Source organism: Micromonospora sp. AP08 (assembly GCF_008085935.1).
GTDB classification, from domain to species: Bacteria; Actinomycetota; Actinomycetes; order Mycobacteriales; family Micromonosporaceae; genus Micromonospora; species Micromonospora chersina.
Map to the genome: position 1 here is coordinate 56473 of NZ_VSEZ01000014.1, position 25680 is coordinate 82152.

General features: G+C 72.5%; 25 protein-coding genes. 11 read left to right on the top strand and 14 right to left on the bottom strand.

Annotated elements, in window-relative coordinates; translation table 11 throughout:
* Positions 1-91: 91 nt before the first annotated feature.
* Positions 92-1108: a GNAT family N-acetyltransferase gene (locus FXF50_RS22230; RefSeq protein WP_148430903.1), complete on the bottom strand. Its 1017-nt coding sequence runs from the start codon at positions 1106-1108 to the stop codon at positions 92-94.
* A gap of 72 nt (positions 1109-1180) precedes the next feature.
* Positions 1181-2374, bottom strand: a complete 1194-nt coding sequence (locus tag FXF50_RS22235) for a lytic transglycosylase domain-containing protein (protein ID WP_148430818.1) — start codon at positions 2372-2374, stop codon at positions 1181-1183.
* Between the two features lie 38 nt (positions 2375-2412).
* On the opposite strand from FXF50_RS22235, the gene FXF50_RS22240 reads away from it, so the two are divergent.
* Positions 2413-2631, top strand: a complete 219-nt coding sequence (locus tag FXF50_RS22240; RefSeq protein ID WP_148430819.1) for a zinc ribbon domain-containing protein — start codon at positions 2413-2415, stop codon at positions 2629-2631.
* 157 nt (positions 2632-2788) lie between these two features.
* A complete protein-coding gene (locus tag FXF50_RS22245) occupies positions 2789-5587 on the top strand; it encodes an adenylate/guanylate cyclase domain-containing protein (protein ID WP_148430820.1) in 2799 nt (932 codons plus the stop codon).
* A gap of 70 nt (positions 5588-5657) precedes the next feature.
* Here the strand turns inward: FXF50_RS22245 and FXF50_RS22250 are convergent, their stop codons facing one another.
* Positions 5658-6197, bottom strand: coding sequence for a phospholipase (locus FXF50_RS22250; RefSeq protein ID WP_148430821.1), 540 nt, complete (start codon positions 6195-6197; stop codon positions 5658-5660).
* A 176-nt stretch (positions 6198-6373) separates the two neighbouring features.
* Here FXF50_RS22250 and FXF50_RS22255 point away from each other — a divergent pair, with 176 nt between their 5' ends.
* Both FXF50_RS22255 and FXF50_RS22260 read left to right on the top strand, forming a co-directional pair.
* Positions 6374-7015: a PadR family transcriptional regulator gene (locus tag FXF50_RS22255; protein WP_148430822.1), complete on the top strand. Its 642-nt coding sequence runs from the start codon at positions 6374-6376 to the stop codon at positions 7013-7015.
* Positions 7012-7698, top strand: a complete 687-nt coding sequence (locus FXF50_RS22260; RefSeq protein WP_222866084.1) for a class I SAM-dependent methyltransferase — start codon at positions 7012-7014, stop codon at positions 7696-7698. The genes FXF50_RS22255 and FXF50_RS22260 overlap by 4 nt, the downstream gene beginning before the upstream one ends.
* A 51-nt stretch (positions 7699-7749) precedes the next feature.
* Here FXF50_RS22260 and FXF50_RS22265 read toward each other — a convergent pair whose 3' ends face one another.
* Positions 7750-9408, bottom strand: a complete 1659-nt coding sequence (locus FXF50_RS22265; protein ID WP_148430823.1) for a glycoside hydrolase family 10 protein — start codon at positions 9406-9408, stop codon at positions 7750-7752.
* A gap of 305 nt (positions 9409-9713) precedes the next feature.
* Between FXF50_RS22265 and FXF50_RS22270 the strand changes: the two genes are divergently transcribed.
* On the top strand, positions 9714-11207 hold the full coding sequence (locus FXF50_RS22270; RefSeq protein ID WP_148430824.1) for an amino acid permease: 1494 nt from the start codon (positions 9714-9716) through the stop codon (positions 11205-11207).
* Between the two features lie 67 nt (positions 11208-11274).
* Here the strand turns inward: FXF50_RS22270 and FXF50_RS22275 are convergent, their stop codons facing one another.
* From FXF50_RS22275 to FXF50_RS22295, 5 genes are read right to left on the bottom strand one after another with little or no spacing between them, the layout of a single operon-like run.
* Positions 11275-12288 carry a glycoside hydrolase family 43 protein gene (locus FXF50_RS22275; protein ID WP_148430825.1) on the bottom strand — a complete coding sequence of 338 codons (1014 nt, stop codon included), beginning with the start codon at positions 12286-12288 and terminating at the stop codon, positions 11275-11277.
* Positions 12285-13109: a carbohydrate ABC transporter permease gene (locus FXF50_RS22280; RefSeq protein ID WP_148430826.1), complete on the bottom strand. Its 825-nt coding sequence runs from the start codon at positions 13107-13109 to the stop codon at positions 12285-12287. The genes FXF50_RS22275 and FXF50_RS22280 overlap by 4 nt, the downstream gene beginning before the upstream one ends.
* Positions 13110-13119: 10 nt before the next feature.
* Positions 13120-14082, bottom strand: coding sequence for a carbohydrate ABC transporter permease (locus tag FXF50_RS22285; RefSeq protein WP_148430827.1), 963 nt, complete (start codon positions 14080-14082; stop codon positions 13120-13122).
* A gap of 6 nt (positions 14083-14088) precedes the next feature.
* Positions 14089-15420 (bottom strand): ABC transporter substrate-binding protein, encoded by a 1332-nt coding sequence (locus FXF50_RS22290; protein ID WP_148430828.1) that lies wholly within the window; start codon positions 15418-15420, stop codon positions 14089-14091.
* Positions 15421-15457: 37 nt separating this feature from the next.
* A complete protein-coding gene (locus FXF50_RS22295; protein WP_148430829.1) occupies positions 15458-16969 on the bottom strand; it encodes an alpha-N-arabinofuranosidase in 1512 nt (503 codons plus the stop codon).
* Positions 16970-17117: 148 nt separating this feature from the next.
* On the opposite strand from FXF50_RS22295, the gene FXF50_RS22300 reads away from it, so the two are divergent.
* On the top strand, positions 17118-18119 hold the full coding sequence (locus FXF50_RS22300) for a LacI family DNA-binding transcriptional regulator (RefSeq protein WP_148430830.1): 1002 nt from the start codon (positions 17118-17120) through the stop codon (positions 18117-18119).
* A 17-nt stretch (positions 18120-18136) separates the two neighbouring features.
* Here the strand turns inward: FXF50_RS22300 and FXF50_RS22305 are convergent, their stop codons facing one another.
* From FXF50_RS22305 to FXF50_RS22315, 3 genes are all read right to left on the bottom strand, one after another.
* Complete coding sequence (locus tag FXF50_RS22305) at positions 18137-18862, bottom strand: methyltransferase domain-containing protein (RefSeq protein ID WP_148430831.1); 726 nt, start codon at positions 18860-18862, stop codon at positions 18137-18139.
* Positions 18863-18945: 83 nt separating this feature from the next.
* Positions 18946-19263 carry a hypothetical protein gene (locus tag FXF50_RS22310; protein WP_091317692.1) on the bottom strand — a complete coding sequence of 106 codons (318 nt, stop codon included), beginning with the start codon at positions 19261-19263 and terminating at the stop codon, positions 18946-18948.
* A 38-nt stretch (positions 19264-19301) separates the two neighbouring features.
* Positions 19302-20939, bottom strand: coding sequence for an ABC-F family ATP-binding cassette domain-containing protein (locus tag FXF50_RS22315; protein ID WP_148430832.1), 1638 nt, complete (start codon positions 20937-20939; stop codon positions 19302-19304).
* Between the two features lie 79 nt (positions 20940-21018).
* Here FXF50_RS22315 and FXF50_RS22320 point away from each other — a divergent pair, with 79 nt between their 5' ends.
* The 3 genes from FXF50_RS22320 (at position 21019) to FXF50_RS22330 (ending at position 22560) form a co-directional block, all read left to right on the top strand.
* On the top strand, positions 21019-21789 hold the full coding sequence (locus FXF50_RS22320; protein WP_148430833.1) for an ROK family protein: 771 nt from the start codon (positions 21019-21021) through the stop codon (positions 21787-21789).
* A 91-nt stretch (positions 21790-21880) separates the two neighbouring features.
* A complete protein-coding gene (locus tag FXF50_RS22325; protein ID WP_148430834.1) occupies positions 21881-22246 on the top strand; it encodes a M48 family metallopeptidase in 366 nt (121 codons plus the stop codon).
* A gap of 59 nt (positions 22247-22305) precedes the next feature.
* The gene (locus FXF50_RS22330) at positions 22306-22560 is read left to right on the top strand and encodes a Smr/MutS family protein (RefSeq protein ID WP_046564396.1); all 255 of its coding nucleotides are present in this window, start codon (positions 22306-22308) and stop codon (positions 22558-22560) included.
* A gap of 6 nt (positions 22561-22566) precedes the next feature.
* Here the strand turns inward: FXF50_RS22330 and FXF50_RS22335 are convergent, their stop codons facing one another.
* Positions 22567-23007: a hypothetical protein gene (locus FXF50_RS22335; RefSeq protein ID WP_148430835.1), complete on the bottom strand. Its 441-nt coding sequence runs from the start codon at positions 23005-23007 to the stop codon at positions 22567-22569.
* Between the two features lie 175 nt (positions 23008-23182).
* Here FXF50_RS22335 and FXF50_RS22340 point away from each other — a divergent pair, with 175 nt between their 5' ends.
* Together FXF50_RS22340 and FXF50_RS22345 are read left to right on the top strand one after the other, a co-directional pair.
* The gene (locus FXF50_RS22340) at positions 23183-24358 is read left to right on the top strand and encodes a low temperature requirement protein A (protein ID WP_148430836.1); all 1176 of its coding nucleotides are present in this window, start codon (positions 23183-23185) and stop codon (positions 24356-24358) included.
* 233 nt (positions 24359-24591) lie between these two features.
* Positions 24592-25065: an FxLYD domain-containing protein gene (locus tag FXF50_RS22345; RefSeq protein ID WP_148430837.1), complete on the top strand. Its 474-nt coding sequence runs from the start codon at positions 24592-24594 to the stop codon at positions 25063-25065.
* Between the two features lie 60 nt (positions 25066-25125).
* On the opposite strand, the gene FXF50_RS22350 is transcribed toward FXF50_RS22345, so the two are convergent.
* Positions 25126-25668, bottom strand: a complete 543-nt coding sequence (locus tag FXF50_RS22350) for a dihydrofolate reductase family protein (protein WP_148430838.1) — start codon at positions 25666-25668, stop codon at positions 25126-25128.
* Positions 25669-25680: the final 12 nt, after the last annotated feature.

Genomic DNA, 25680 nt, shown 5'->3' on the forward strand with positions numbered 1-25680 from the left:
GCCTCCACGATGGGTGGACAGGAACTAACGCACGTTAAGTGCCGTTCCGGTCCGCCGTCCATCCCCCGGGCAGCCGTTTGATGGATATCCGTCAGCGCTGGTTGTCGAGCCGGTGTACCAATTCGGCCACGTCGACGCTGTATTCGCACCAGTCCCGGTCGGGACGGTAGCCCAGCTCCGCGTTGACCTTCAACATCGCCTCGTTGGCCTGCGCGTTCCAGGTCTGCACCTCGGCCAGCTCGGGCTCGGCGGACCGCAGCTCCAGCAGCATCCGGGCCTTGATGGCCCGGTCGATGCCGTAGCCCCGGTGGTCGCGGACCACGATGGTGTCGTACTGGTCGGCCCGGGTCGGGTGCTGCGCCGGCACCACCACCTCGGTCAGGCCGGCCACCTCGCCGGTCTGCTCGTGCAGGGCCAGCACGATGTAGGGCTTCATGCCCCGCCGGTGCAGCGTGTCGAGGCTCTCCCGCAGCCGCTGGGGGTCGTAGGAGCTGGGCCGCAGCTCGCCGTCGTCGACGTCGCGCACCTCGGCCTTGGCCCGCGCGTACGCCTCGATCAGGTCGTCCGGCGGCCCGCCCGGGCAGAACTCGACGTGGTAGCCGGCGCCCACCTCGGTGGCCATCTCGGCCAGCGCCGGCCACTCCACCGAGCCCAGGTCGAGCACGCTGCGGGTCTCGACGTATTCCCTCGTGAAGCCGAGCGCCTCGTAGAACGCTACGGCCGGGGTGTCGCCGACCACCTCCACGCCGATCGACTGGAAGCCCTCGTCCCAGACCCGGCGGGCGGCCACCCGGACCAGCTCGCGGCCGAGCCCGGTGCGCCGCAGCTCCGGGTGGACGAGCACCTCCAGCACGCCGATGCCGCCGAGGAGCAGCACGTTGACGTGACCGAGCATCGGCCCGGGCGTGCCGTCGGCGCCGGGATCGCCCTCGGCGACCCAGGAGATCCGGCGCTCACCCGGCATGACCTCGGAGAGGTACTCCCGCAGGGAGTTCGCCCGCCAGGGCGGATCCTGTGGCAAATCGGCCGCCAGCACCGCGTTCAGCGTGTCCAGTAGCGACGCGATCTCGGCGGACGACGCGGTCCGAGGGTCCCACTCGCGCATCATCACCCGTCTAGCTTGCCGTCAACGGCTGCCCGGGGGAAGGGTCCAGTCCGTGAATGTACGCGAGCGGTCACGTCACGTACCGCTCAGCCGTCCGTATTCGTCGGCCTTGTCGAAGACATCCTGCGCATAGCGGCGTACATCGTTGTAGGAGAGGATGGCGCCCCACCAGTCGCCCGGGATCGTCATGTTCCGGCCGCCCTTGCACAGGTAGCGGCCGGCGGCCAGGGCGGCGTCGTCGATGTCGTGCGGGTTCTTGACGCCGTCGTTGTCGGCGTCCGCGCCGATCTCCTGCCAGGTGCTCGGGATGAACTGCATCGGGCCGAGCGCCTTGTCGTAGACCCGGTCGTGGTCGAGCTGCCCCTGGTCGGTGTCGAGGATCCGGGAGCGGCCGCCCTGCCCGTCGAGCGGGGCGCCGAGGATCTCCGGTGCGGCGACACCGTCGGGCCGGAGGGTGGCCCTGTTGGCCGACCCGTGGCGGGACTCGACGTAGCCGATCGCGGCCAGCGTGGTCCAGCTCAGCTGGCAGCTGCGCTGCGTCTGGGCGAGCACCAGCTCGGCGTAGCCGTACGCCTGCATGGCGACCTGCGGGATGCCGGTGGTCGCGCTCACCCGCTGCGCCCAGGCGGCCAGCGCGTCGGCCGGCCGGCCGGGGGTCACCGGGCCGACGACCGGGCCGGTCGGCGTGCCACCGGGCGTGGCCGTGAGGGTCGGGAGGGGGGTGCCGGGCAGTCCGGTCACGCCGGGGCCCACCGGGACGCCCGTCGCCCCGGGCACCGCGCCCGTCTGGGGTACGCCCTGCACCGGGGCGTTCGTGGTGGCGTCGACGGCCACCGGCTTGCGGACCGCCGCGGGGACCAGCAGGGCGCCGGCCGTGGCGGTGGCCGTGACCAGGGCGAGCAGGAAGAGAGCGGGCAGCGTGGTGCGACCGCTCGGCCGGCGCGACCAGGCGCGGGTGGCCCGGGCCGCGCCGACGGCGAGCTGCCGGGGCGGCGGCACCCGGACGGCGTGCGCGAACGGCATCCGACGCCGTCGACCGGCCACCGGCTCACCGGCCGGCTCAACCTGGCCGGCGGCCTGCTCCACTTTCGGCTCGGCCGGCTCGGCCTTCGCGGCGGCCGGCTTCGCCTTCTGATCGGCCGGCTCCGGTGCCGGGTTGCTGCGGGGGCGGGGGACGGGGCCGGCGCCGCCGTCGGGCGGCGCGGCCGGTCGCAGGGGCCGAACCGTCGATCGCTGCTCGCCGTCCACCACCCGTCGAGTATCACCCATGGCTGTCGAGGCGTCAGGTCCGGTCGTACGCTGATGGCATGCCCCGCTACGACTTCCGCTGCCGCGCCTGCGGCGACACCTTCGAGGTCAACCGCCCGATGGCCGAAGCCGGTCAGCCGGCCTCCTGCCCGCAGGGACACGCCGACACGGTGAAGCTGCTCTCCACCGTCGCGGTCACCGGCCGGGGCGGCTCCGGGCCGGTCGGCGGGGCCTCCGCCCCGTCCGGCGGCTGCTGTGGCGGCGCCTGCGGCTGCTGACGGCCCCGCCCACCCTCGGCCCGCCGGTCGGTCCGGCCTGCCGCCCGTGTGATCCTCTGGCACCTTGGGTCGGAATCTGCCCGACCGTTCTCACGATGCGTGACCGCGTGACCATAGGGCAGCATGAAGCCGACGTCACGGGGCGGAGGTTCCACGCATGTCGCCACGGATCGACCTCCCGAGCGGTTGGGTGACCTTCGTCTTCACCGACATCGAGGGCTCCACGCGGCTGGCCCAGCTGCTCGGTCCGGGCTACCGCCCGGTGCTGCGGGAACACCGCCGGCTGCTGCGCCACACGCTGGCCGGCACCGACGGGGCGGAGCTGCTGACCGAGGGCGACTCGTTCTTCCTCGCCTTCCCGGACGCGGCCACCGCGGTGCACGCCTGCCTCACGGCGCAACGCGCGCTGGCCGGCCACGACTGGCCCACCCCGGAGGCCGCGCCCCGGGTCCGGATGGGCCTGCACACCGGCTACGCCGAGCCCCGCGACGGCGAGTACGCCAGCCCCGAGGTGCACCGGGCGGCCCGGGTGGCCGCCGCCGCCCACGGTGGACAGGTGCTCTGCTCGGCCGCGACCGCCCGGCACGCCGACCCGCTGCCGGACGGAGTGTCCCTGTTGGACCTCGGGCTGCACCGGCTGCGCGGCTTCGACGACCGGGAGCGGTTGTTCCAGCTCGTCGCGCCCGGCCTGGAACGGAGCTTTCCGCGGCCGCGCACCGCCGACGCGGTGGCGCACAACCTGCCCACCCTGGTCACCTCGTTCGTCGGCCGGGAGGCCGAGCGGGCCGAGCTGCGGCGGCTGGTCGAGACGTACCGGCTGGTGACCGTGCTGGGCGCGGGCGGCGCCGGCAAGACCCGGCTGGCGGTGGAGCTGGCCTCCGGCGTCGTCGAGGCGTACCCGGACGGGGTGTGGTTCGTCGACGTCGCCGCGGTGACCGACCCGGGGCTCGTCGCGTTCGAGATCGCCGCCGTGCTCGGGCTCCGCCCGGAACCCGGCCGCCCCATGGTGGACACCCTCGTCGAGTACGCGGCGGCGCGGCGGATGCTGGTCGTGCTGGACACCTGCGACGCCCAGCCGGCCGCCTCGGCCGAGGTGATCTCCCGGCTGCTGGCCGGCGGGCGGGGCGTGCGGGTGCTGGCCACCAGCCGGGAGTCGTTCGGCGTGCCCGGCGAGGTGGTGTGGCGGATCCCGCCGCTCTCGGTGGACCCGGGCCCGGACGGCGGGGCGAGCGACGCGGTGGCCCTGCTGCTGGACCGCACCACGGCGGCCCGGGGCGGCCGGGCGCCCGACCCCGCCGAACAGGCCGACCTGCGCCGGGTGGTGCGCCGGCTGGACGGCCTGCCGCTCGCCATCGAGCTGGCCGCCGCGCGGCTGCGGGTGCTCTCGGCCGGGCAGCTCGCCGAGCGTCTCGACGACATGCTGGGCACCCTGGACGCCGGGCGGGAGGAGCTGGAGCCGGGCCCGGTGGAGGTCGGCTGGACCGGCAACCAGCAGGACACCGTCGACCGGGTGGCCGCCGCGACCGGGGCCGCCCCGGCCACCCCGGCGAGCCGGGCGGTGCAGCGCTCGGCGAACGAGCGGCACCTGACCATGCAGGCCACGGTCACCTGGTCGTACCGGACGCTGGGGGCGCGCTCGGCCCGGCTGCTGCGCTGGCTGGCCGTCTTCGCCGGCCCGGTGGACCTGTCGACCGTGCAGTGGCTGCTCGACGACGACCCGCTCGACCCGCTGTCGGTGCTGGTGGACAAGTCGATGGTGCTGGCCGAGCCGCACGCCTCGGGAAGCACCTACCGGATGCTGGACCCGATCCGAGCGTACGCGGCGCGGCGGCTCATCGAGGCCGGCGAGGAGCAGCACGCCCGGGACCGGCACGTCGCCTGGTCCCGGCACGCCCTGGACCGCGCCCATCTGGGCCCGGACGGTCGGCCGGTCACCCTCTCCCTGTACGCGCTCGACCCGCTCGCCGGGGAGCTGCGGGCCGCGCTGCGCTGGTGCGCCACGGGCGGCAGCGCGCGGTCCGGTCTGCGCCTGGCCGGCGGGCTGGACCAGTGGTGGCGGGAGCGCGGGCTGGCCCGGGAGGGGCGGCTCTGGCTGTTCCGGCTCTACGGCCGGATCGCCGAGACGGGGGAGCCGATCCCGGAGGCCGAGCTGGCGGCGGCGTACCACATGCACTCGCTGCACGCCGGGGCGGACGGGGAGTTCGCCGAGGAGCTGCGCTACTCGCAGCGGGCCGAGGCGGCCGCCCGGCAGGCCGGCGACCTGGGGCTGCTGGCGCGGGTGCTCGCCGGCCGGGCCGCGCCGCTCGTCGACATGGGACAGTTCGTCGAGGCGGAGCGGGTCTGCCGGGAGGTTATCGACTGGGCGTACGACCAGGACGTGGTCTCCGACGCGCTGCTCGCCGTCTACAACCTCGCCGAGCTGCTCTGGCGGCGGGGCGCGCTGGACGAGGCGGCCGAGGTGCTGGGTGCGGCCCGCCCGGTGGAGGCGGCCCGCCCGGTCGAGCGGGGCCGCCGCTCGGTGGACATGCTGCTCGGCCTGGTGGCGCTGGCCCGCGGCGATCTGGTCGCCGCGCACGAGCACCTGCTGGTGGCGCTCCGGTCCCGGATGAGCCACGGCTACCTGGGCCGGGCCTGCGACACGTTGAACGCGATCGCGGTGCGCTGCGCGCTGGGCGGGGAGCCGGTGAGCGCCGCCCGGTTCTTCGGCGCGGCCCAGGCGACCCGGGCCAACCTGCGCGCCACCCCGGGCATCTACGGCCCGTACTGGCTGGCCCGCCAGGCGGAACTGCGGCGCGCCCTCGGCGACGCCGCGTTCGACACCGCCTACGCCAGCGGCGCCGCCCTCCGTCTGGAGGAGGCCGCCGCCCTGGCCCTGGACCTGGAACATCCCGACCTGACCACGCCCGACTCCCCCCGCTTCACGGCCCCCGCCCCGCGCCGCTCCACCGCGAGCTGACCAGGAGGTTCGCGTCGGGATTCCGGCCTCCCGGCGACGCGAACCCCCTGATCGACGACGAGAAACAGGGTCAGCGCAGGGCGGCCCGGCGTTCGGCGTCGGCCTTCATGCGGGCGGCGCGGTCCAGGTCGGCCTGCTGCACGGCGGCCACGGATCCGAAGACGCTGACCGCTTCGTAGTAGGTCCAGGCCAGGCTGTAGCAGGCGGGCCGCACGATGGTGCTGTAGGTGGCGCAGACCCGCTTCAGGTCGGCGTAGAAGGCGCTGTCCAGCCGGGACTTGTTGGCCGAGAACTGGCCCATGGCCTTGTAGTTGCGGTAGCCGAAGTCGTGCCGGTAGCAGGAGAGGCTGAAGTTGAAGCCGAGCGGGTTGTCCGGGCTGGACGAGCAGTAGTCGGTCGACCAGTCGAAGGCGTACTCGGTCCAGGCGGACTTGTTGAGCCGGGCGGAGTTCCAGGCGCTGTAGCTGCTGGCGCTGGTCTGCGTCCAGCTGGAGAGCACGGCGAGCTTCTGTTCGGTGCTCACCGCGGCGGCGGCGGGGGTGGCCACGCCGATGGCGGTGAGCAGGGCGATCGTGCCGGCGGCGAGCAGGGTGCTGAGACGTCGGGACACCGGTACCTCCCCGGGGGTGGTGGGTCAGATGTCGATGATTTTCGATCACCTGCGGAACCGGGGGCGATGTTCCGGACGACGTGTTGGTGACATGCGTCGAAACAGACGAATGCCTTGCGCGGATGCGCCCGGACCATATACTCGTGTACGAGTAATCGCACGCGAGGGGGACGGTGGTGGCCAAGCGACGCCGGGTCGGGAACCTGCTGGCCCTCGCCGTGCTCGCGGCACTGGCCGAGCGGCCCCGCCACCCCTACGAGATCGCCGCCGTCCTGCGCGCCCGCGGCAAGGACCAGGACATGCCGATCAAGTGGGGCTCGCTCTACACGGTGGTGGCGAACCTGGAGCGGCACGGCCTGCTGGCGGCGGTGGAGAGCGGACGGCAGGGGCGGCGCCCGGAGCGCACCATCTACCGGATCACCGACGCCGGGCGCGCGGAGCTCGTCGACTGGACCCGGGAGCTGGTCGCCGTCCCGGAGCGGGAGCAGCCCCGGTTCGAGGCCGGCCTGTCGGTGCTCGGCGTCCTCGGGCCCGACGAGGCGATCGAGCTGCTGCGGCAGCGCCTCGACCGGCTGGAGGGCCAGCTCGCCGCGCAGCGGGCCGCGCTGGCCGGCCACGCCCGCGAGGTGCCCCGGATCTTCCTCATCGAGGCCGAGTACGACCTGGCCGTCCGGGAGGCCGAGGCCACCTGGGTGCGCGGCCTGCTCGACGAGCTGACCACCGGCGCGCTGCCGGGGGTGGCCGAGTGGCGGGCCTGGCACGAGACCGGAGCGGTGCCGCCCGAGTGGGCGGACCTGGGGGAGAGGGGGACCGAGTGAGCACGAAGGACCTGCACGCGCCCAAGCGCAAGCTGCTGCCCGAGATGGAGGGGCGGACCGCCCGCTGGTACGCCCGCAACCGCGGCTCGGCCGCGCAACTGGCCGACTACCAGCGGCAGGCCGCCCGGCTGGCCGAGGGGCTGCCGCCCGGGGCAGCGGTGCTGGAGGTGGCGCCCGGCCCCGGCTACCTGACGATCGAGCTGGCCCGGCTGGGGGCGTACCGGATCACCGGGCTGGACGTCAGCCGGACGTTCGTCGAGCTGGCGGGGGAGGCGGCCCGGCGCGCCGGGGTCGAGGCGACCTTCCGCCAGGGCGACGTGCACGAGCTGCCCTTCCCGGCGGACTCGTTCGACCTGGTCGTCTGTCAGGCGGCGTTCAAGAACTTCGTCCGCCCGGTCCGCGCGCTGGACGAGCTGCACCGGGTGCTGCGGCCCGGCGGCCGGGCGGTGATCCACGACCTGCGGGCCGACGCCTCGCCGGCGGACATCGAGCGGGAGGTGGCCCGGATGGGGCTGCGCGGGCTGGACGGCTTCTGGACCCGCTCGGCGCTGCGGATGCTGCGCCGGCGGGCGGTCACGGGCGGCGCCTTCGCCCGGCTCGCCGCGGAGAGCGCCTTCGGCGGCGCCGAGGTGGACCGGGACGGGCTGATCGGGCTGGAGGTCCGGCTGCGCAAGGCCGGCTGAACACGGCGACGCCCGGGACCCGCGAGCGGGCCCCGGGCGTCACCGGTCGGGTCAGCGCACGAAGCGCGGCGGGCTCGCCGGGCCCTCGTTCCAGACCCGGTCCAGCGCGGTCACGTAGTAGGTGTGTGCGCCGGCCGTCGCGGTGGTGTCCACCCAGGACTGCACGTCGCCGTCCGTGCCGCGCACGGTGGCGACCAGGTGGGACGCGTCGGCGAAGTCGCAGCGGTCGGCCAGGCCGGCGCCGTCGAACCGGTAGATCGCGTACGAGGTGGCCTCGCCGAACGGGCCCTCGCCGTCGGCCGGCTGCCGCCAGCTCAGGTGAACCCCGTCGTCCTGCCGCTCGGCGCGGGTGACGACCGGCATGAGCAGCGGCTTGGACGGCAGCTGCGACATGGTCGGCACCAGCGCCGGGCGGGAGTAGTGCTCGGCCGCGTAGATGTCGGTGGCGCCGAGCCGGTTCGCCCGCACCTGCACCGCGGAGAAGTGCACGTTGCCGAGCACCTCCGGGTACGACCGGTTGAGCGTCAGGTGGTTCGACAGCTCCCGCGGGTTCATCCAGAACGAGCCGTACGCCGGTTCACCGCTCTTGTAGTCGGCCTGGCCGATGTAGAGCTGGACGTTGGTGCCCCGCACGGTCTCCGCCCACCACGGCACCAGCCGCGCGTAGTCGGCGGCCGGGTACTGGCCGATGTACCAGTAGAGCTGCGGCACGATGTAGTCGATCCACTCCTCCTTGACCCACTTGCGGGTGTCGGCGGAGATGATGTCGTACGACTGCGAGCCGGTGGTGTCCGAGCCGAGCGGGTCGGCCGACTTGTTGCGCCAGATGCCGAACGGGCTGACCCCGAACTTCACCCACGGCTTCTCCGCCTTGATCTTGGCGTTCATCTCCTGGATGAGCAGGTTGATGTTGTCCCGCCGCCAGTCGGCCTTGTTCGTGAAGCCCCGGTTGTACTGGGCGAAGGTGGCGTCGTCCGGGTACTGGTACGTGCCGCTCGGGTACGGGTAGAAGTAGTCGTCGAAGTGCACGCCGTCGATGTCGTACTTCTTGACCGCGTCCATCATCGCGGTCTGCACGAACTCGCGGACCTCCGGGATGCCGGGGTTGTAGTAGAGCCGGCTGCCGGCGACCCCGGCCGGCGGGTAGGCGAACACCCAGTCCGGGTGCTGGCGCACGGGGTGGTTCGGGGCGAGCTTCGAGATGTCGGCGCCCGCGCCGCCGGGAGCCGGCATGGAGACCCGGTACGGGTTCATCCAGGCGTGGAACTCCAGGTTGCGCTTGTGCGACTCCTCGACGAGGAAGGCCAGCGGGTCCCAGCCCGGGTCCTGGCCGCGGACGCCGGTCAGGTACTCCGACCACGGCTCGATCTCCGAGGGCCAGAACGCGTCGGCGGTCGGGCGGACCTGGACCACGACGGCGTTGTGGTGGAGCTTCTGGGCCAGGTCGAGCCAGGCCAGGTATTCGGCCTTCTGCTTGGCGATCTGGTCGGGCGCGGTCCAGGACGCCTTGGTGGGCCAGTCGATGTTCGTCACCGAGGCGATCCACATGGCCCGGAACTGCCGCTTCGGGACGGCCGGGTCGGTGACGCAGGTGGTCGCGGTGGAGTCGGTCGCCGTGTCGCTCTCCGCGGCGCTCGCGGGGGTGCCGGCGACGAGCGCGCCGAGCAGCGCCACGGCCAGCCCGGCGGCTCTGAGCCGAGTTGCCTTCATGCGGTGCGGTCCCTTCGTTGGGGCTCCCGGGGGCGGTGTCGGGTGGCGGAGGACGCTCGGCGCATCCGGCAAGATTCGCCGCAGAGCATCTATCGCCGGTAGAAAACTTTCATCAATCCGCAGACGGCGCAAGACCTCCGGGCGGATCGATGCGCAGGTCGGGCCGAACGTCCGAGGGTGACTCGGGCCACAGTCCGGTCCGTGACCTCCCCGACACGGGCCGTACCGGATTACCGCGGCGGGGGCCTGGGTAGCTTGCCCGGTCACGGACCGCCACCGTGGTGGTCGCACGGTGGGAGGTGGTCATGTCCGTTCTGCGGACGAAACCGATCCGGGACGTGCTCGCCCAGGGCGAGGCCGACGGCGAGGACGGCCGGCCCGGGCTGCGTCGCCGCCTCGGCGCGACCGACCTCATGGGCTTCGGCATCGGCATCGTGATCGGCACCGGCATCTTCACGCTGACCGGTATCGAGGCGAAGAACCACGCCGGCCCCGGTGTGGTGATCTCGTTCGCCATCGCCGGCGTGGTCGCGCTGCTCGCCGCCCTCTGCTACGCGGAACTGGCGTCCAGCGTGCCGACCGCCGGCAGCGCCTACACCTACGCGTACGCGACGATGGGCGAGATCGTCGCCTGGATCATCGGCTGGGACCTGCTGCTGGAGTTCGCGCTCGGCTCGGCGGTGGTGGCCCGCGGCTGGTCCGGTTACCTCGCCGAACTGTTCGACCTGCCCAGCGCCTGGTTCGCCGAGGAGGGCAGCGTGGTCAACCTCGGCGCGATCGCCATCGTGCTGATCCTCGGCGCGATCGGCATCGTGGGCATCCGCGAGTCCGCCCGGGTGACCAACCTGCTGGTCCTGGTCAAGGTCGCCATCTGCGTGTTCATCGTGGTCGCCGGGGCGTTCTTCGTGAAGGCCGCCAACCTCAGCCCGTTCATCCCGACCACCGAGCCGGCCGGGGGCGGCGAGGACGGCATCCGGCAGCCGGTCACCCAGGCCCTCTTCGGGCTGGAGCCGTCCGTCTTCGGCTTCGCCGGGGTGCTCACCGCCGCCGCGGTGGTGTTCTTCGCGTACACCGGCTTCGAGGCCGTGGCGAACCTCGGCGAGGAGACCCGCAAGCCCCGCCGCGACCTGCCGCTGGGCCTGCTCGGCACGCTGGGCATCTCGACGGTGCTGTACATCGGCGTCTCGCTGGTCCTGGTCGGCATGGTCCGCTACACCGACATCGACGAGGGCGCCCCGATCGCGTCGGCCTTCGAGGCGGTCGGCGCCGGCTGGGCCGCCATCCTGGTCTCCATCGCCGCCGTCGCCGGCCTGACCAGCGTGATCCTGGTCGACCTGGTGGCCATGGGCCGGATCGGCTTCGCCATCGGCCGGGACGGGCTCATCCCGCCGTCGATCGCCAAGATCCACCCGCGCTGGGGCACCCCGTACCGGATCTCCGCGATCATGACGGTGGGCGTGGCCCTGCTGGCCGGCTTCCTGCCGCTCTCCGCCCTGGCCGACCTGGTCAGCATCGGCGCGCTCTGCGCGTTCGTGCTGGTCTCGGTCGCGGTGCCGATCCTGCGCCGGCGGCGCCCGGAGCTGGAGCGGCCGTTCAAGGTGCCGTTCTCGCCGGTGCTGCCGATCGTGTCCGCGCTGGCCTGTCTCTACCTGATGCTCAACCTGTCGGTGGAGACCTGGCTCCGGTTCCTCGCCTGGATGCTGCTCGGCGCGATCATCTACTTCGGCTACGGCCACCGGAAGAACCGCCTGGCCCGCCGCGAACAGCGGGCGGAGCCGGAGCCGGCCGTCACGAGCTGACCGACCTCCGGAGGACGACATCGCGGTATCCCGGCACCGGGGATACCGCGATGTCGCGCCGTGCGGCTCAGGGGCGCGGCTGGGGCTCCGCCGTCGGACCCTTCACCACGGGCCGGCCGTCGGTCCAGACCACCTCGTCGAGCCAGACCTGGCGGCCCGGGTCGGTGCTGCCCTCCTGACCGGGCGGCCAGGCGTGGTACAGCAGCCAGGTACGGCCGTCCTTCGAGACCATCGACGCGTGCCCCGGGCCGGAGGCGACCGCGTTCGACTTCAGGATCGGGTTCTCCGCGGCCTTCACGCACGGCCCCGCCGGGCTCTCGCAGACCGCGTAGCCCTCGGCGTAGCTCGCCTGGTCGTAGGCGTTGGCGGCGAAGAAGAGCAGCAGCTTCCCGTCGTGGCGGTGGAAGAACGGCCCCTCGATCAGCGTGCCCTCCCACGGCTCGGTCTGCTTGAGCAGCTTCGTCGGCGTGCCGACCAGCCGCAGCCCGTCCGGCGAGAGGCGCTGCGACCAGAGCCAGGTGTCCACCCCGATGGCGTTGCCGTCGTTCTTCCAGAGGAGCCACAGGCTCCCGTCGGCGTCCCGGTACGGGCTGGCGTCGATCGAGCCGCCCAGCTCCGCCTGGCAGACCAGCGGGCCGTCCGCGTCGTCCCGGTACGGCCCGAGCGGGGTGGTGGCCACCGCCCGACCGAGGCACTGCCGGCCGGAGGCCCGGTCGGCCACCGTGTAGTAGAGGGCGAACCGGTCCGGGGCGAGCTGGATGACCTCCGGCGCCCAGGTCTTCCCGGCGTCGGCCCAGGCCGGCAGCTCCGGCAGGGCATCACCGGCCGGGGTCCAGTCGACCAGGTCGGGCGAGGTGAGCACCGGGACGTTCCGGCCGCCCGAGTTGGTGTGGAACAGGTACCAGGTCTCGCCGACCCGGATCGCCTGCGGGTCGGGGGCGTCGCTGCGGACGACCGGGTTGGTGAACACGTGCGCGCCCTCCGGCGTACTCGACGGGGTTCCTCCGCTGCCGCAACCGGCGACGAGCAGCGCGGCGGTCAGGGCCGCCGCGCCGCGTCGCCGGATCCGCCGGTCGATCATCCCTTCAGGCCGCTGCGGGACACACCCTGGATGATGTGCCGCTGGGCGAGCACGAACAGGATCAGCACCGGCACGCTGGCCAGCACCGCCCCCGCCATGATCACCGGGTAGTCGGTCACGTAGGCGCCCTGGAGCAGGCCCAGACCGGCCGGCAGGGTCAGCCGCTCCGGGCTGAACAGCACGTAGACCGGCCACAGGAAGTCGTTCCAGTTGGTCAGGAACGACAGCACCGCGAGGGTGGCCAGCGCCGGCTTCGACAGCGGCAGCAGCACCCGGGTGAAGACCTCCCACTGGTTCGCCCCGTCCAGCACGGCCGCCTCCTCCAGCTCGGCGGGGATGGAGAGGAAGAACTGGCGCAGGAAGAAGACGCCGAACGCGCTCGCCGCGCCGGGCACCACCACCACCGTGAGGGTGTCGATCCACCCCAGCTGGTCGGCGATCACGAAGTTCGGGATGATCAGCGAGGTGGGCGGCAGGAACAGCGTCCCGACGATCAGCGCGAAGCTCAGCTTCCGGCCCCGGAACCGCAGCCGGGCCAGGGCGTACGCGGCCATCGACGCGGTGACCAGGACCAGCAGCGTGTGCAGGCTGGCGGCGAGCATGCTGTTGAGGAACCAGCGCAGCACCGGGTTGGCGGTGTTGCCGAGGATCTGGTCGTAGCCGTAGGTGGAGAACGGGTTCGGCAGCCAGCTCGGCGGGTCCTGCTGCGCGTCGTCGTACGTCTTCAGCGAGGTCAGGGCCATCCAGACCAGCGGGGTCACGAACACCGCGGTGATCAGGACCAGCGCGGCGTAGCGCACGGACCGACGCACGTTCGTCATGGTCGTCCCCTCAGTCTTCGCGGTAGCGGAACAGCCGGAAGTTGACGATGCTGACCACCGCCAGCATCAGCGCGAAGAGCACGCTCATCGCGGACGCCTGACCCACGTCGTAGTTGCGCAGCCCCTCGTCGACGATCCGCCAGACCACCGTCCGGGTCTGCTCACCCGGCGCGCCCTGCGTGATCAGGAAGGACTGCCCGAAGACGTTCGCCGAGGCGAGGATCGTCGTGGTGAGCACGAACAGCAGCACCGGGCGCAGCCCCGGCAGGGTGACGTGGCGGAACCGGTCCCAGGCGCTCGCGCCGTCGACGCGCGCCGCCTCGTACAGCTCGGCGGGGATGTCCTGGAGCCCGGCCAGGTAGATCACCGCGTTGAAGCCGCAGGTCCACCAGACCGTCACGCCGACCAGGGAGACCCAGGCCCACGGCACGTCGGTCACCCAGGGGGTGTCCGCGGGCAGCCCGACCGCGCCGAGCAGCCGGTTGACCAGGCCGAGGTTCGCGTCCAGCAGGAAGCGCCAGAGCAGGCCGATCACCGCGACGCCGAGCACGTAGGGGGCGAAGAAGGCGGCGCGGAAGAACGTCCGGCCGGGGAACTTCTCGTTCAGCAGCAGGGCCAGGCCCAGCGGGACCACCACCAGCAGCGGCACCGACAGCACCGTGAAGATCGCCGTCGCCCGGACGGCGGCCCACCAGTCCGCGTAGTCGGCCGAGTCGCTGGAGAACAGGTCGCGGTAGTTCTCCAGCCCGACGAACGGCCGGTTCGGCAGCTGGAGGTCCCACTGGTGCAGGCTGAACCAGACCCCGAACAGGATCGGCGCGAGCCCGAAGACCAGGAAGAGAACCAGGTACGGCGCGAGGAAGAGGTAGGGCGTCGCCCGGTGCCCCCGTTCCGTCACGCCCCGGCGGCGGGCGCGGCCCGCCGGGGGCGGCGCGTCACCACGCGCCGCCCCGACCTCGATCACGTCCGCCACGGCGGATCAGCTCCCGTACTTCTTGCGGTTGTCCTCGAGCTGCTTGTTCGCCTTGGCCACGCCGTCGTCCAGCGCCTGCTTCGGCGACTTCTTGCCCAGCGCCGCCTCGTTGAAGGCGTTGTAGAAGGTGACCATGACCTCGCCGAGGCCGGGCGAGGCCGGCGGGAAGGCGGCGTACTCCAGCTCGGGAGCGAGCGCGCTGATCTCCGGCAGGGCCTTGAACTCGGCGCCCTCGCGGACCTCCTTGCGGGCCGGGATCTGGCCACCCTTGGCCCAGTCGAGGGAGTGCTCGCTGAGCCAGTTGATGAAGACCTTGGCGCCGGAGACCTTGTTGTTGTCGGCGCTGCGCTGCTTGACGATCGTGAAGTTGTGCGAGTTCGCCCAGGCGGCCTTCTGGCTGCCGATCTGCGGCAGCGGCGCGACGCCCCACTCCAGGCCGGCGCTCTTCTTCAGGTCGTTGATCTGCCAGATGCCGTTCCAGTTGAAGGCGTTCTTGCCGCTCTTGAGCGCCAGGTAGTCGGCGTCCTGGCCGACGTTGGCGGGGGAGAAGCCCTGCTTGATCATGTCGACCAGCCAGGTGCACGCCTCGACGGCCGGGTCCGAGTTGAAGGTCGCCTTCGCCACCTCGCCGTCGAAGAGCGTCCCGCCCCACTGGTGCAGGAGGCTGTAGAAGGTCATGCCGCCGGTGAACTGGAAGGGGCTGACCCAGAAGCCCTGGACGCCCGACTTCTTCAGCTCGGTGAGCGCCGCCGTGTACTCGTCCTTCGTCGTCGGCGGCTTGTTCGGGTCGAGGCCGGCCTTCTGCATGACGGTCTTGTTGTAGTAGAAGCCGAGCGGGTGCATGTCCAGCGGGATGCCGTACCGCTTGTCGTGGTAGAGGCCACCCTTCCACACCGTCGGGGCGAAGTCGCCCTCGCTCAGCTGGAGGGTCTTGGCCACGTCGTCCAGCTCGGTGATCACGCCACGGGCGGCGAACGTGGCGAGCTGGTCCATGTGCATGACCGCGATGTCCGGCCCGTTGCCGCTGGAGACCGCGCCGGGCAGCTTGCTGTAGTAGTCCTGCCACTCGTAGGTGATCACGCTGATGGCGATGTTCTGGTGCTCGCTGTTGAACTGCTCGACCAGCTTCTTGAAGATGTCGCCGTCGCCGCCGGTGAAGCCGTTCCACAGCTTCAGGTCGACCTTCGGGCCGGTGTACTCCTTGCCGCCGTTGCCGGCCGCGGTGGACCCCTTGGTGCTGCTGCCGCCGCCGCAGCCGGCCAGCGTCAGCGTGGCCGCCGCGCCGAGCCCGACGCCGAGGCCGAGCAGCCGGCGCCGGCTCATCTCGTTCTGGATCATGCTTACTCCTTGGGGGACGGGATGCAGTATTGCCTGGTCACGACTGAGGTGCGAAGCGCAGCAGGTTCCAGGAGCAGGCGGGCAGTGCCACGGAGCACCGGCCGCCGTCGGGGGTGGGGGTGGTGAGCTGCCGGGGCGTCACCCGGGTGGGCTCCGCCTCGGTGTTCGTGGCGGCCGGGTCGGTGCCGGCCGCGAGGGTGACGTGTTCGACCGCGCGCAGGCCGGGCAGGCCGCGCAGGTCCAGGTCGAGCGGGAGCTCGTTCGGGCCCCGGTTGACCGCGAAGACGGCCAGCTCGCCGGTCTCCTCGTCGTGCACGGCGACGGTGTCCAGCACCGGCACCTCGCCGTACCGCTTCGTCTCGTAGGTCGGGCCGACCGGCTCGGTGCGCAGCACGGTGCCGCGCGCGTGCCGGGCGGTCAGGGCGAACGGGTGGAAGATGCTCTGCCGCCAGGCCGGGCCGCCGGTCCGGGTCCGGATCGGGGCGATCACGTTGGCGAGCTGGGCCTGGCAGGCCACCCCGACCCGGTCGGCGTGCCGGAGCAGGGTGATCAGCAGGTCGCCGACCACCACCGCGTCGACCGCGGTGAAGTCGTCCTCGATCAGGGCGGGGGCCTCGACCCAGCCGCGCCGGTCCAGGTCGGCCTGGAGGCGGGACTGGTACCAGACGTTCCACTCGTCGAAGGAGATCTTCAGCTTGCGCTTCTGCCGCTGCTTGGCGGCCACGTGGTCGGCGGTGGCGACCACCTCGCGGATGAAGTTGTCCATGTCCACGGCCGACGCCAGGATGCTGGCCCGGTCGCCGTCGGACGGGTCGTAGTAGGTGTGGGCCGAGATGTAGTCGACGTGCTCGTAGGTGTGCTCCAGCACGGTCGCCTCCCAGGAGGCGAAGGTCGGCATCCCCCGGTTGGAGCTGCCGCAGGCGACCAGGCTGATCGAGGGGTCGATCATCTTCATGGCGCGGGCGGTCTCGGCGGCGAGCCGGCCATACTCGTCGGCGGTCTTGTGGCCGACCTGCCACGGGCCGTCCAGCTCGTTGCCGAGGCACCAGAGCCGCACCCCGTACGGCTCCTCGGCGCCGTGCTTGCGGCGCAGGTCGGACAGCTGGGTGCCGCCCGGGTGGTTGGCGTACTCCAGCAGGTCGCACGCCTCCTGCACGCCGCGGGTGCCGAGGTTGACCGCCATCATGGGCTCGACGCCGGCCTCGGCCGCCCAGGTCATGAACTCGTCCAGCCCGAACGCGTTGGTCTCGACGGTCTTCCAGGCCAGGTCCAGCCGGCGCGGGCGGTCGCCGACCGGGCCGACGCCGTCCTCCCAGCGGTAGCCGGAGACGAAGTTGCCGCCCGGGTAGCGGACCACGGAGACGCCCAGCTCGCGGGTCAGCTCCAGCACGTCGCGCCGGAAGCCGCGCGGGTCGGCGTCCGGGTGGCCCGGCTCGTAGACCCCGCCGTAGACGCAGCGCCCCATGTGCTCGACGAAGGAACCGAAGAGGCGACGGTCGGCCGTCCCGATGGTGAAGGTCGGGTCGATCGTCAGCTGCGCGTTCGGCACGAGTGCCACCTTTCCTCGGTGCTGTCCCGGTGACCTCGGTCACTGGTGTCCCTGGTTTGTACAACGTTGTAAGCAACGATGTAAAGGGGTCGTTACGTCGTCGTGACGCGGTAGAGTGCGCCCCAGCAGTCACCCGGGAGGAAGTCCAGTGCGGCACAGGCTCAAGGACGTCGCGGAACGGGCCGGCGTGTCGGTGAAGACCGTCTCCAACGTGGTCAACGGCTACCAGCACGTCCGCGCGGACACCCGCGCCCGGGTCGAGGCCGCCATCGCCGAACTCAACTACCGGCCCAACCTCTCCGCCCGCAACCTGCGCAAGGGGCGCACCGGCGTGATCGCCCTGGCCGTCCCCGAGCTGGACATTCCCTACTTCGCCGAGCTGGCCCGGCACGTGGTCACCGCCGCGGCCGAGCACGGCTGGACGGTGCTGATCGACCAGACCGGCGGCGGCCCGGAGCAGGAACGCAAGGCCGCGAGCGGCATCGGCGACCACATGATCGACGGCCTGATCTTCAGCCCGCTCGCGCTCACCGCCGACGACCTCGTCGGCCTCGACGGCATGCCCATGGTGCTGCTCGGCGAGCGGGTCGACCACGGCCCCGCCGACCACGTGGTGGTCGACAACGTGGCCGCCGCCCGGGAGATCACCGCCCACCTGGTCGGGCTCGGCCGCCGCCGGATCGCCGCGATCGGCTCGCAGCGCACCCCCGAGGGGGCCAGCGCCCGGCTCCGCCTGGCCGGCTACACCGCCGCGCTGGCCGACGCCGGCATCGCGTACGACGAGCGGCTCGTGGCGCCCGCGCCGGCCTGGCACCGCGCGGACGGCGCGGCCGCCATGCGGCACCTGCTCTCCACCGGGGTACGCCCCGACGCCGTCTTCTGCTTCAACGACACCCTGGCCCTCGGCGCGTTGCGCGCCCTGCACGAGGCCGGCCTGCGGGTGCCCGACGACGTCGCGGTGGCCGGCTTCGACGACATCGAGGACGGCCGCTTCTCCATCCCCACCCTCAGCACGGTGGCCCCCGACAAGGAACGCATCGCCCGCCTGGCGGTCGAACTCCTGGCCAACCGCCTGACGGCAGACCCGGAAACCCCACCCCGCGAGCTGGTGGCCCCGCACCGCCTGGCCCTCCGCGAGTCCGCCCCCTGACCCTCCGGTGGGCCGGGTCAGTCGAAGAAGCGGGCCAGGTGGGAGCTGGACGGGGGTGGTGCGTCCGGCGGCAGGGGGGTCAGGTCGGCGAAGATGGAGGCGCCGTCGCAGCCCACGTGCAGCGGATACCAGCGCGGGGTGCCGGGCGGGCGTTGACCGCAGATGCCCTTGAAGGTCTGCACGTCCAGCAGGCGCACGTGGGTCGGGTCGGCCACCGCGTTCACGTGCCGCCACCAGGGGCTCATCACGTGCAGCACGCCGCCCGGGCGCAGCACCCGGTGGCACTCGTCCAGCAGCGGCAGGAAGTCGATCAGGTGCTCCAGGATGTGCACCGCGAAGAAGACGTCCACCGAGTCGTCGGCCAGCGGCAGCGAGCCGGACAGGTCCGCCACCGCGTTCACCCCCGGCGCCGGGTAGATGTCCAGCCCCAGGTTGCCCGGCCACTGCTTGGTCGCCCCGCACCCCAGGTCCACCACCACGGGCGCGCGCCCGGCGACGCTCACCCGGCACCAGACGCCGAGCACCCCGGCGAGCCGGCCCACCAGGTCCCGGACCAGGCGCAGCTGGGCGGGATCGGCGACGGTGCCGTCGACATGGGCGACGCCCCGGTCGAAGCGCACCTCCACGGTCAGCCCGCGCAGCCGCTCGTCGTGCCGGGCGAGGTCGACCCACGCCTCGGTGAGGAAGCCGTCGACCTCCCGCAGCCGCTCGCCCGAGAGTGCGGATTGCCCGATCGCGACCATGCGCCCACCTCCGGGCGGCGCGATACCCGCATCCCCGCCCGATATGCCTCACCTGCCCGGATCCGGGCCGCCGCCGTCGGCGGTCAGCCGGCGATGGTGCGGCGGGCGGTGCGGGAGCCGCGCATCCGTTGGCGGGGCTGCGGGGCGGCCGCCTTCGGCCGCTTCAGGTGGTAGCGGTGCAACTCGTTGTTGCCGGGCAGCGACGGGTCCTCGCTCATGGCGACCAGTTCCCAGCCCTGGTCACCGGCCCGGTTCAGGTGGGCCAGCGCGGTGTCGCCGTACGGCGTGACGTCGATCATGGAGCCGTCCGGGCCGTACCAGATGAAGACGACCTCCCACCCGATGTCGGTGGTGGCGGCCTGACGGCGGCGGACCAGCAGCGCGTACTCCCACTTGAGCATGGGGTCATTCTCACCCCGCGCGACCGGGTCGGCACGGATCAATCCTCGGCGATCCGTCCGTCCGCCACCCGCAGCCGCCGGTTCACGCTCACCGCGTCCAGCATCCGCCGGTCGTGGGTCACCAGCAGCAGGGTCCCCGGGTAGCCGGCCAGCGCCGACTCCAGCTGCTCGATCGCCGGCAGGTCCAGGTGGTTGGTCGGCTCGTCCAGCACCAGCAGGTTCACCCCGCGCCCCTGGAGCAGGGCCAGCGCGGCCCGGGTCCGCTCGCCGGGGGAGAGGGTGGCCGCCGGCCGCAGCACGTGGTCGGCCCGCAGGCCGAACTTGGCCAGCAGCGTCCGCACGTCCGCCGGGCTCTGCTCGGGTACGGCGGCGCCGAACGCGTCCAGCAGCGGCTGGTCGCCGAGGAAGAGCCCCCGGGCCTGGTCCACCTCGCCCACCACCACGCCCGGCCCGAGCGCGGCGTGCCCCTCGTCCAGCGGCAGCCGGCCGAGCAGCGCGGCCAGCAGGGTGCTCTTGCCGGAGCCGTTCGCCCCGGTGATCGCCACCCGGTCGGCCCAGTCGATCTGGAGGTCCACCGGGCCCAGGGTGAAGTCGCCACGGCGTACGACGGCGCCCCGGAGCGCGGCCACGACGGCGCCGGCGCGGGGCGCGGCGGCGATCTCCATCCGCAGCTCCCACTCCTTGCGCGGCTCCTCCACCACCTCCAGCCGCTCGATCAACCGCTCGGTCTGCCGGGCCTTCGCGGCCTGCTTCTCGCTGGCCTCGGAGCGGAACTTGCGGCCGATCTTGTCGTTGTCGGTGGCCTTGCGGCGGGCGTTCTTCACGCCCTTCTCCATCCAGGACCGCTGCGTCCGGGCCCGCGCCTCCAACTGGGCCCGGGTGCCGGCGTACTCCTCGAACTCCTCGCGGGCGTGCCGGCGGGCCACCTCGCGCTCCTCCAGGTAGGCCGCGTAGCCGCCGCCGAAGTGGTTGACCTGGCCCTGGTGCAGGTCCAGCTCCACGATCCGGGTGACCGTCCGGGTGAGGAACTCCCGGTCGTGGCTGACCAGCACGGTGCCGGCGCGCAGCCCGGTGACGAACCGCTCCAGCCGGTCCAGGCCGGCCAGGTCCAGGTCGTTGGTGGGCTCGTCCAGCAGGAAGACGTCGTACCGGCTGAGCAGCAGCGAGGCCAGCCCGGCCCGGGCCGCCTGGCCGCCGGACAGGCCCGTCATCGGGTGCTCCAGGTCGACGCGGAGCCCCAGTTCGGCGGCCACCTGCTCGGCCCGCTCGTCCAGGTCCGCCCCGCCCAGGTCGAGCCAGCGCTCCAGCGCCGTGGCGTACGCGTCGTCCGCGCCGGGCGTCCCGGCGGTCAGCGCCTCGGTGGCGGCGTCGAGCGCCGCCTGCGCGGCAGTCACCCCGGTGCGGCGGGCCAGGAAGTCCCGGACCGTCTCGCCCGGCCGGCGCTCCGGCTCCTGCGGCAGGTAGCCGACGGTGGCGGCCGGCGGGTTCAACGCCACCGACCCCTGCTCCAGCGGCTGGAGCCCGGCGAGGGTGCGCAGCAGGGTGGACTTGCCGGCGCCGTTCACCCCGACCAGCCCGACCACGTCGCCCGGGGCGACCACCAGGTCCAGGTCGGTGAAGAGGAGGCGGTCGCCGTGCCCGGCGGTGAGGTCCTTGGCGATCAACGTGGCGCTCATGAGGAGACCGAGCCTACCGGCGCGGCGAATCGGTCGACCCGCGCTCGGGGCCGGCCGGGGGTGAGGAAGACTCACAGCCGTGGTGACCACTCTGGCGATCGACTGCGGGGGCGGCGGGATCAAGGCCTCCGTGCTGGACGCCGCGGGGACGATGCGGGCCCGCCCCCTGCGCGTCCCCACGCCGTACCCGCTGCCGCCGACCCTGTTCGTCAAGACGCTGCTGGACCTCGGCGGCCGGCTGCCCGCGGCGGACCGGCTCACCGTCGGGATGCCCGGCATGATCCGGCACGGCGTGGTGGTGGCCACCCCGCACTACGTGACCCGCTCCGGCCCGCGCAGCCGGCTCGACCCCGCCCTGGTCGCCGAGTGGTCCGGGCACGACGTGCGCACCGCCCTGGCCGAGGCGTTCGGCATCCCGGCGCTGGTGCTCAACGACGCCGAGGTGCACGGCGCGGGCGTGGTCGCCGGGACCGGCTGCGAGCTGGTGCTGACCCTGGGCACCGGGCTGGGCAGCGCGCTCTTCGACGGTGGGGTGCTCGCCCCGCACCTGGAGCTGTCGCACGCCCCGGTGCGCTGGAACACCACCTACGACACGTACGTCGGGGAGCCGGAACGGCGCCGGCTCGGCGACGCGTTCTGGTCCCGGCGGATCCGCCAGGTCGTGGACGGCCTGCGCCCGGTCTTCCGCTGGGACCGGCTCTACCTGGGCGGCGGCAACTCGCGGCTGATCCGGCCGGAACAACTGGCCCGGATGGGCGACGACGTCGTGGTCGTCCCGAACACGGCCGGCATCGTCGGTGGTGTCCGGGCCTGGGACCTGGTGGGCGACCGGTTCGACCCGACCCCCTGACCGCGATCACACCCGACGGAACACTCGCGGTACGGCTGGTGTTGTGCCAGCGTCGGACAAAGGGCTGGCGCGACACGAGGAGGTGGGTCGAGTGGATCTTCTGGCGGAGTACCGGCGGGCGACCATGTTCTTCGAAGCAGGTGACCCGACCGGAGCGGCCCGGCTGCTCGAGCCCATCGTCGAGGCCGAGCCCGGCAACTCCTCGGTCCGGCAACTGCTGGCCCGGGCGTACTTCCAGTCGGCCCAGCTCAACCGGGCCGAGGAGCAGCTGCGCGAGCTGGTCGACCGGGACCCGAGCGACCACTACGCGCACCACGTGCTGGGCCGGACGCTGGAGCGGATGAACCGCCCCGCCGACGCGCTGCGGCACCTGCGCATCGCGGCGGCCATGTACTCGACCAACGCCGACTACACCACGGCGCTGCGCCGGGTGGAGGGCAAGGTCGGCGGCCGCTGACGGTCGACAACGAAGGGCAGCCCTGCCGGGCTGCCCTTCGTCGTACCTACGATGGGCTGGTGAAGCTCAAGCTCGATCTCCACGACATCTACAACCGCGGCCACGACATCGACCGCGCGCTGCGCGGGATCATGGACGAGGCCGTGGCGAAGAAGGCCACCCTCGTGGAGATCATCCCCGGCAAGGGCTCGGGGCAGCTCAAGAAGAAGGTGCTGCGCTTCCTCGACCAGAAGGACGTCAAGCAGCTCTACCACCGGGTCGAGAAGGACTCGAAGAACTTCGGCCGCCTCTTCGTCCACTTCCGCTGGAAGTAGCGGGATCTATCCGCTCCGGTTGCCGGCCGACAGGTGGGGCGCGAGGTAGCGGATCATCGGCCCGTCCGGGTCCTGGTAGTCGAGGACGATGTCCGGATCACCGCCCGCCGGGAAACCATCTTGGGCGGCGGCGGTCACCCTGACGTCCACGCGCAGCACGCCGCGATCGGTGTCGCTGGCAGGCCCGCCCGTGATGACCACGATGCCGTGCTGTCCCCGATCCAGGGGCGGGCCGGCGGCCTCTCCCGGCTCAGACCCGGCCGCGCGGCAGCGGCAGACGCGGCCCCGGGCGTGCAGGGCCTGTGCCAGGTGGTCGACCACGGCGAGGCGGGACGTGGGGCAGGCCACCTCGATCCGTAGGCCCTTGTCGACCGACGCCGCGACGATCGCGTCGGCGATCGTCGCCAGCGCTGCCCGCTCCCTCGCGATCGCGGAGAGGTCAGTCACGGCGGTGCCGTTCGACCAAGCTTGGCTTCACCTTCGTAAAGGCGCGACCGGGCCGGCCGCTTGTTACATCGCGGGGAATGCCGATCCGGGGACGGGCCACCGGGGCGGCCCCGATAATCGGCGGGGACGCAGCGTCGCCCGCGACCCGGCGTCGACGGGTGGCGGGAGGTCGGGCATGACGACCGGAGGCAGCAGCGAGCTGGTGCGCCGGCCGAACGGTTCGACCCGGGCGACCCTGCTGGAGCTGCTCTTCGACGTCGTCTTCGTGGCGGCCCTGGCGTTGGTCTCGATGCTGATCGCGGAGCGGACCTCGTGGAATGAGCTCGCGCCGGTCGTGATCATGCTGATGGCGGTCTGGTGGACCTGGTCGATCACCTCGACCACGACCGACTTCTACGACCCGGACCAGCGACCGATCCAGGCCATCCTGATGGTGACCATGCTGGGTGCCGTCGTGACGGCGGCGGCGCTGGCCGTCGACTCGCACGCGCTGGTCTTCGCGGTGGGCTACGTCATCCCGCACCTGGTGCGCGGGGTGGTGCTGGTCGGCGTGCTGCACCGGCGTCGGCACATGGCCGAGCAGCGGGCCGCCCGCTTCCTCTTCTGGTTCCTCGTCTCCGGCGTCTTCTGGCTCGGCGGGGCGCTGCTGCCGGACGGGTGGCCGTGGGCGCTCTGGGTCGTCGCGGTCACGATCGACTACGTCTCGGCCGCGGCGCGCTACCCGACGCCCGGTCTCGGCCGGGTGCCCTTCGGGCAGTACGAGAAGACGACCGAGCACCTGGGCGAGCGCTACCAGCAGTTCGTCATCCTGGCGCTCGGCGACATCATCCTGGTGCCGACGCTGGAGATCAGCCGGTCCGAGTTCACCCTGGCCCGGTCGGCCGCCTTCCTGAGCGCCTTCGCCGCCATGCTGCTGCTCTGGCAGATCTACGTCCTGGGTGCGGGCGACATCGTGCGGACCACCGCCCCGCGGCTGCTGCGGCGGGCGACCCGGCTGGCGCCGTACACGCACCTGGTCATGCTCGCCGGCATCGTCTGCACCGCCGCCGCGTTCGACCTGGTCGTCGCGCGGCCCACGGGCGACACGCCGCGGCGGTGGATCGCGCTGATCTTCGGCGGGCCGGCGCTCTTCCTGCTCGGCCGCACCCTGTTCACCTACAAGATCGTCGGCACCGTCCCATGGCACCGGGTGTTCTGGCTGCTGATCCTGGTGGCCGCGATGCCGTGGGTGGGCGGCTGGCCGCCGGTGCTGGTCGCCAGCCTTGTCGTGCTGATGCTGGCGGGGGTGGTCACGGGCGACGCCATGGGCGGGCGGTTGAGCCGCCCCCTGCTGCGGGGGCGTCCCGGCTGATCATGCTCAGCCGACTGGGTGGGAACCGTCGCCCAACTAGTTGCTCAAGGTAACTGATTGTCCGGCAGCAAGCACCGAGGTGGTCGATCTTGTAGGGGCGTCTGCCGTGGCACTCTCTGCCGGGTCGCTCCCACGTCGGGGGCGTCGCCATGACCTGCAGAAACAAGCACCGGTGAGCCTCCGGCACGGAAAACCCGCCGGAGGCTCACGAGCGTCCATGAAAGGCACAACGAATGTCGCAGCCGACCCCGCCCCCGTCGCCCGGGTTCGCCCCCGCGCCCCCGCCGAAGAAGGGCATGTCGACCGGGCTGAAGGTCTTCCTCATCATCGCCGGCCTGGCCGTCCTGCTCTGCGGCGGCGGCTTCGTGGCCTGCACCGCCCTGGTCGGCAAGGCGGCCGACGACGTCAGCAAGAGCCAGGACGCGAAGGCCGGGCACGTCGAGCTCAAGTCGTGCGAGGCCGAGTCGGCCGGCGACGAGTTCCTGGCGAACGTGAAGTTCGACGTCGAGGTGAACAACACCAGCAAGGACCAGAACACCTACCTCGTGGACGTGTTCGTGCTCGACGCCAAGGGCACCCGGGTGGGCAACACCACCGCCATCGTCTCCGACGTGCGGCCCGGCCAGAAGGCCGTCGAGCAGGGCATGGTCGTGCTGAGCCAGAAGGTGACCGGCGACGTCTCCTGCAAGATCGACAAGGTCTCCTGACCCGCTGAACCGTGGCCCCCGGGCGATCCCCCGGGGGCCACACGGCTCGCCGCGCCGGCGTCAGCCCTGCTTGCGGACCCGGTAGGCCAGGTGGGTGACCCCGGTGCCCTGGACGACCCGGGTGGGGCCCTCCAACTGGACGGGGGCGATCTTCAGGCCGGCGAAGAACGGGATGCCGTCGCCCAGCAGGACCGGGACGAGGTCGACGTGCACCTCGTCGAGCAGGCCGGCCTCCAGCACCTGGGTGGCGATGGTGCCGCCGTTGACGCCGACCTCCTTGTCGCCGGCGATCGCCTTCGCCCGATCGATGGCGGCCTCGATGCCGTCGGTGACGAACACGAACGACTCGCCCTCCCGGTCCCAGCCCTCCGGCACGTGGTGCGTGACCACGACGACCGGCACGTCCATCGGGTGCCGGCCGCCCCAGCCGTTCGTCATGTCGAACAGCCGCCGGCCGACGACGAGCGCGCCGGTCCGCTCGACCAGATCCCGAATGTGCTTCGCGCTCTGGCTCCGGTCGTCACCTTCGTCATGATCTGCTCGTCGGGATCGTGGGTCTGACCTGCACCCACGGGTAGAAGCTGGGTCAGCTCCCCTCGACATCCGCCCCGGAAC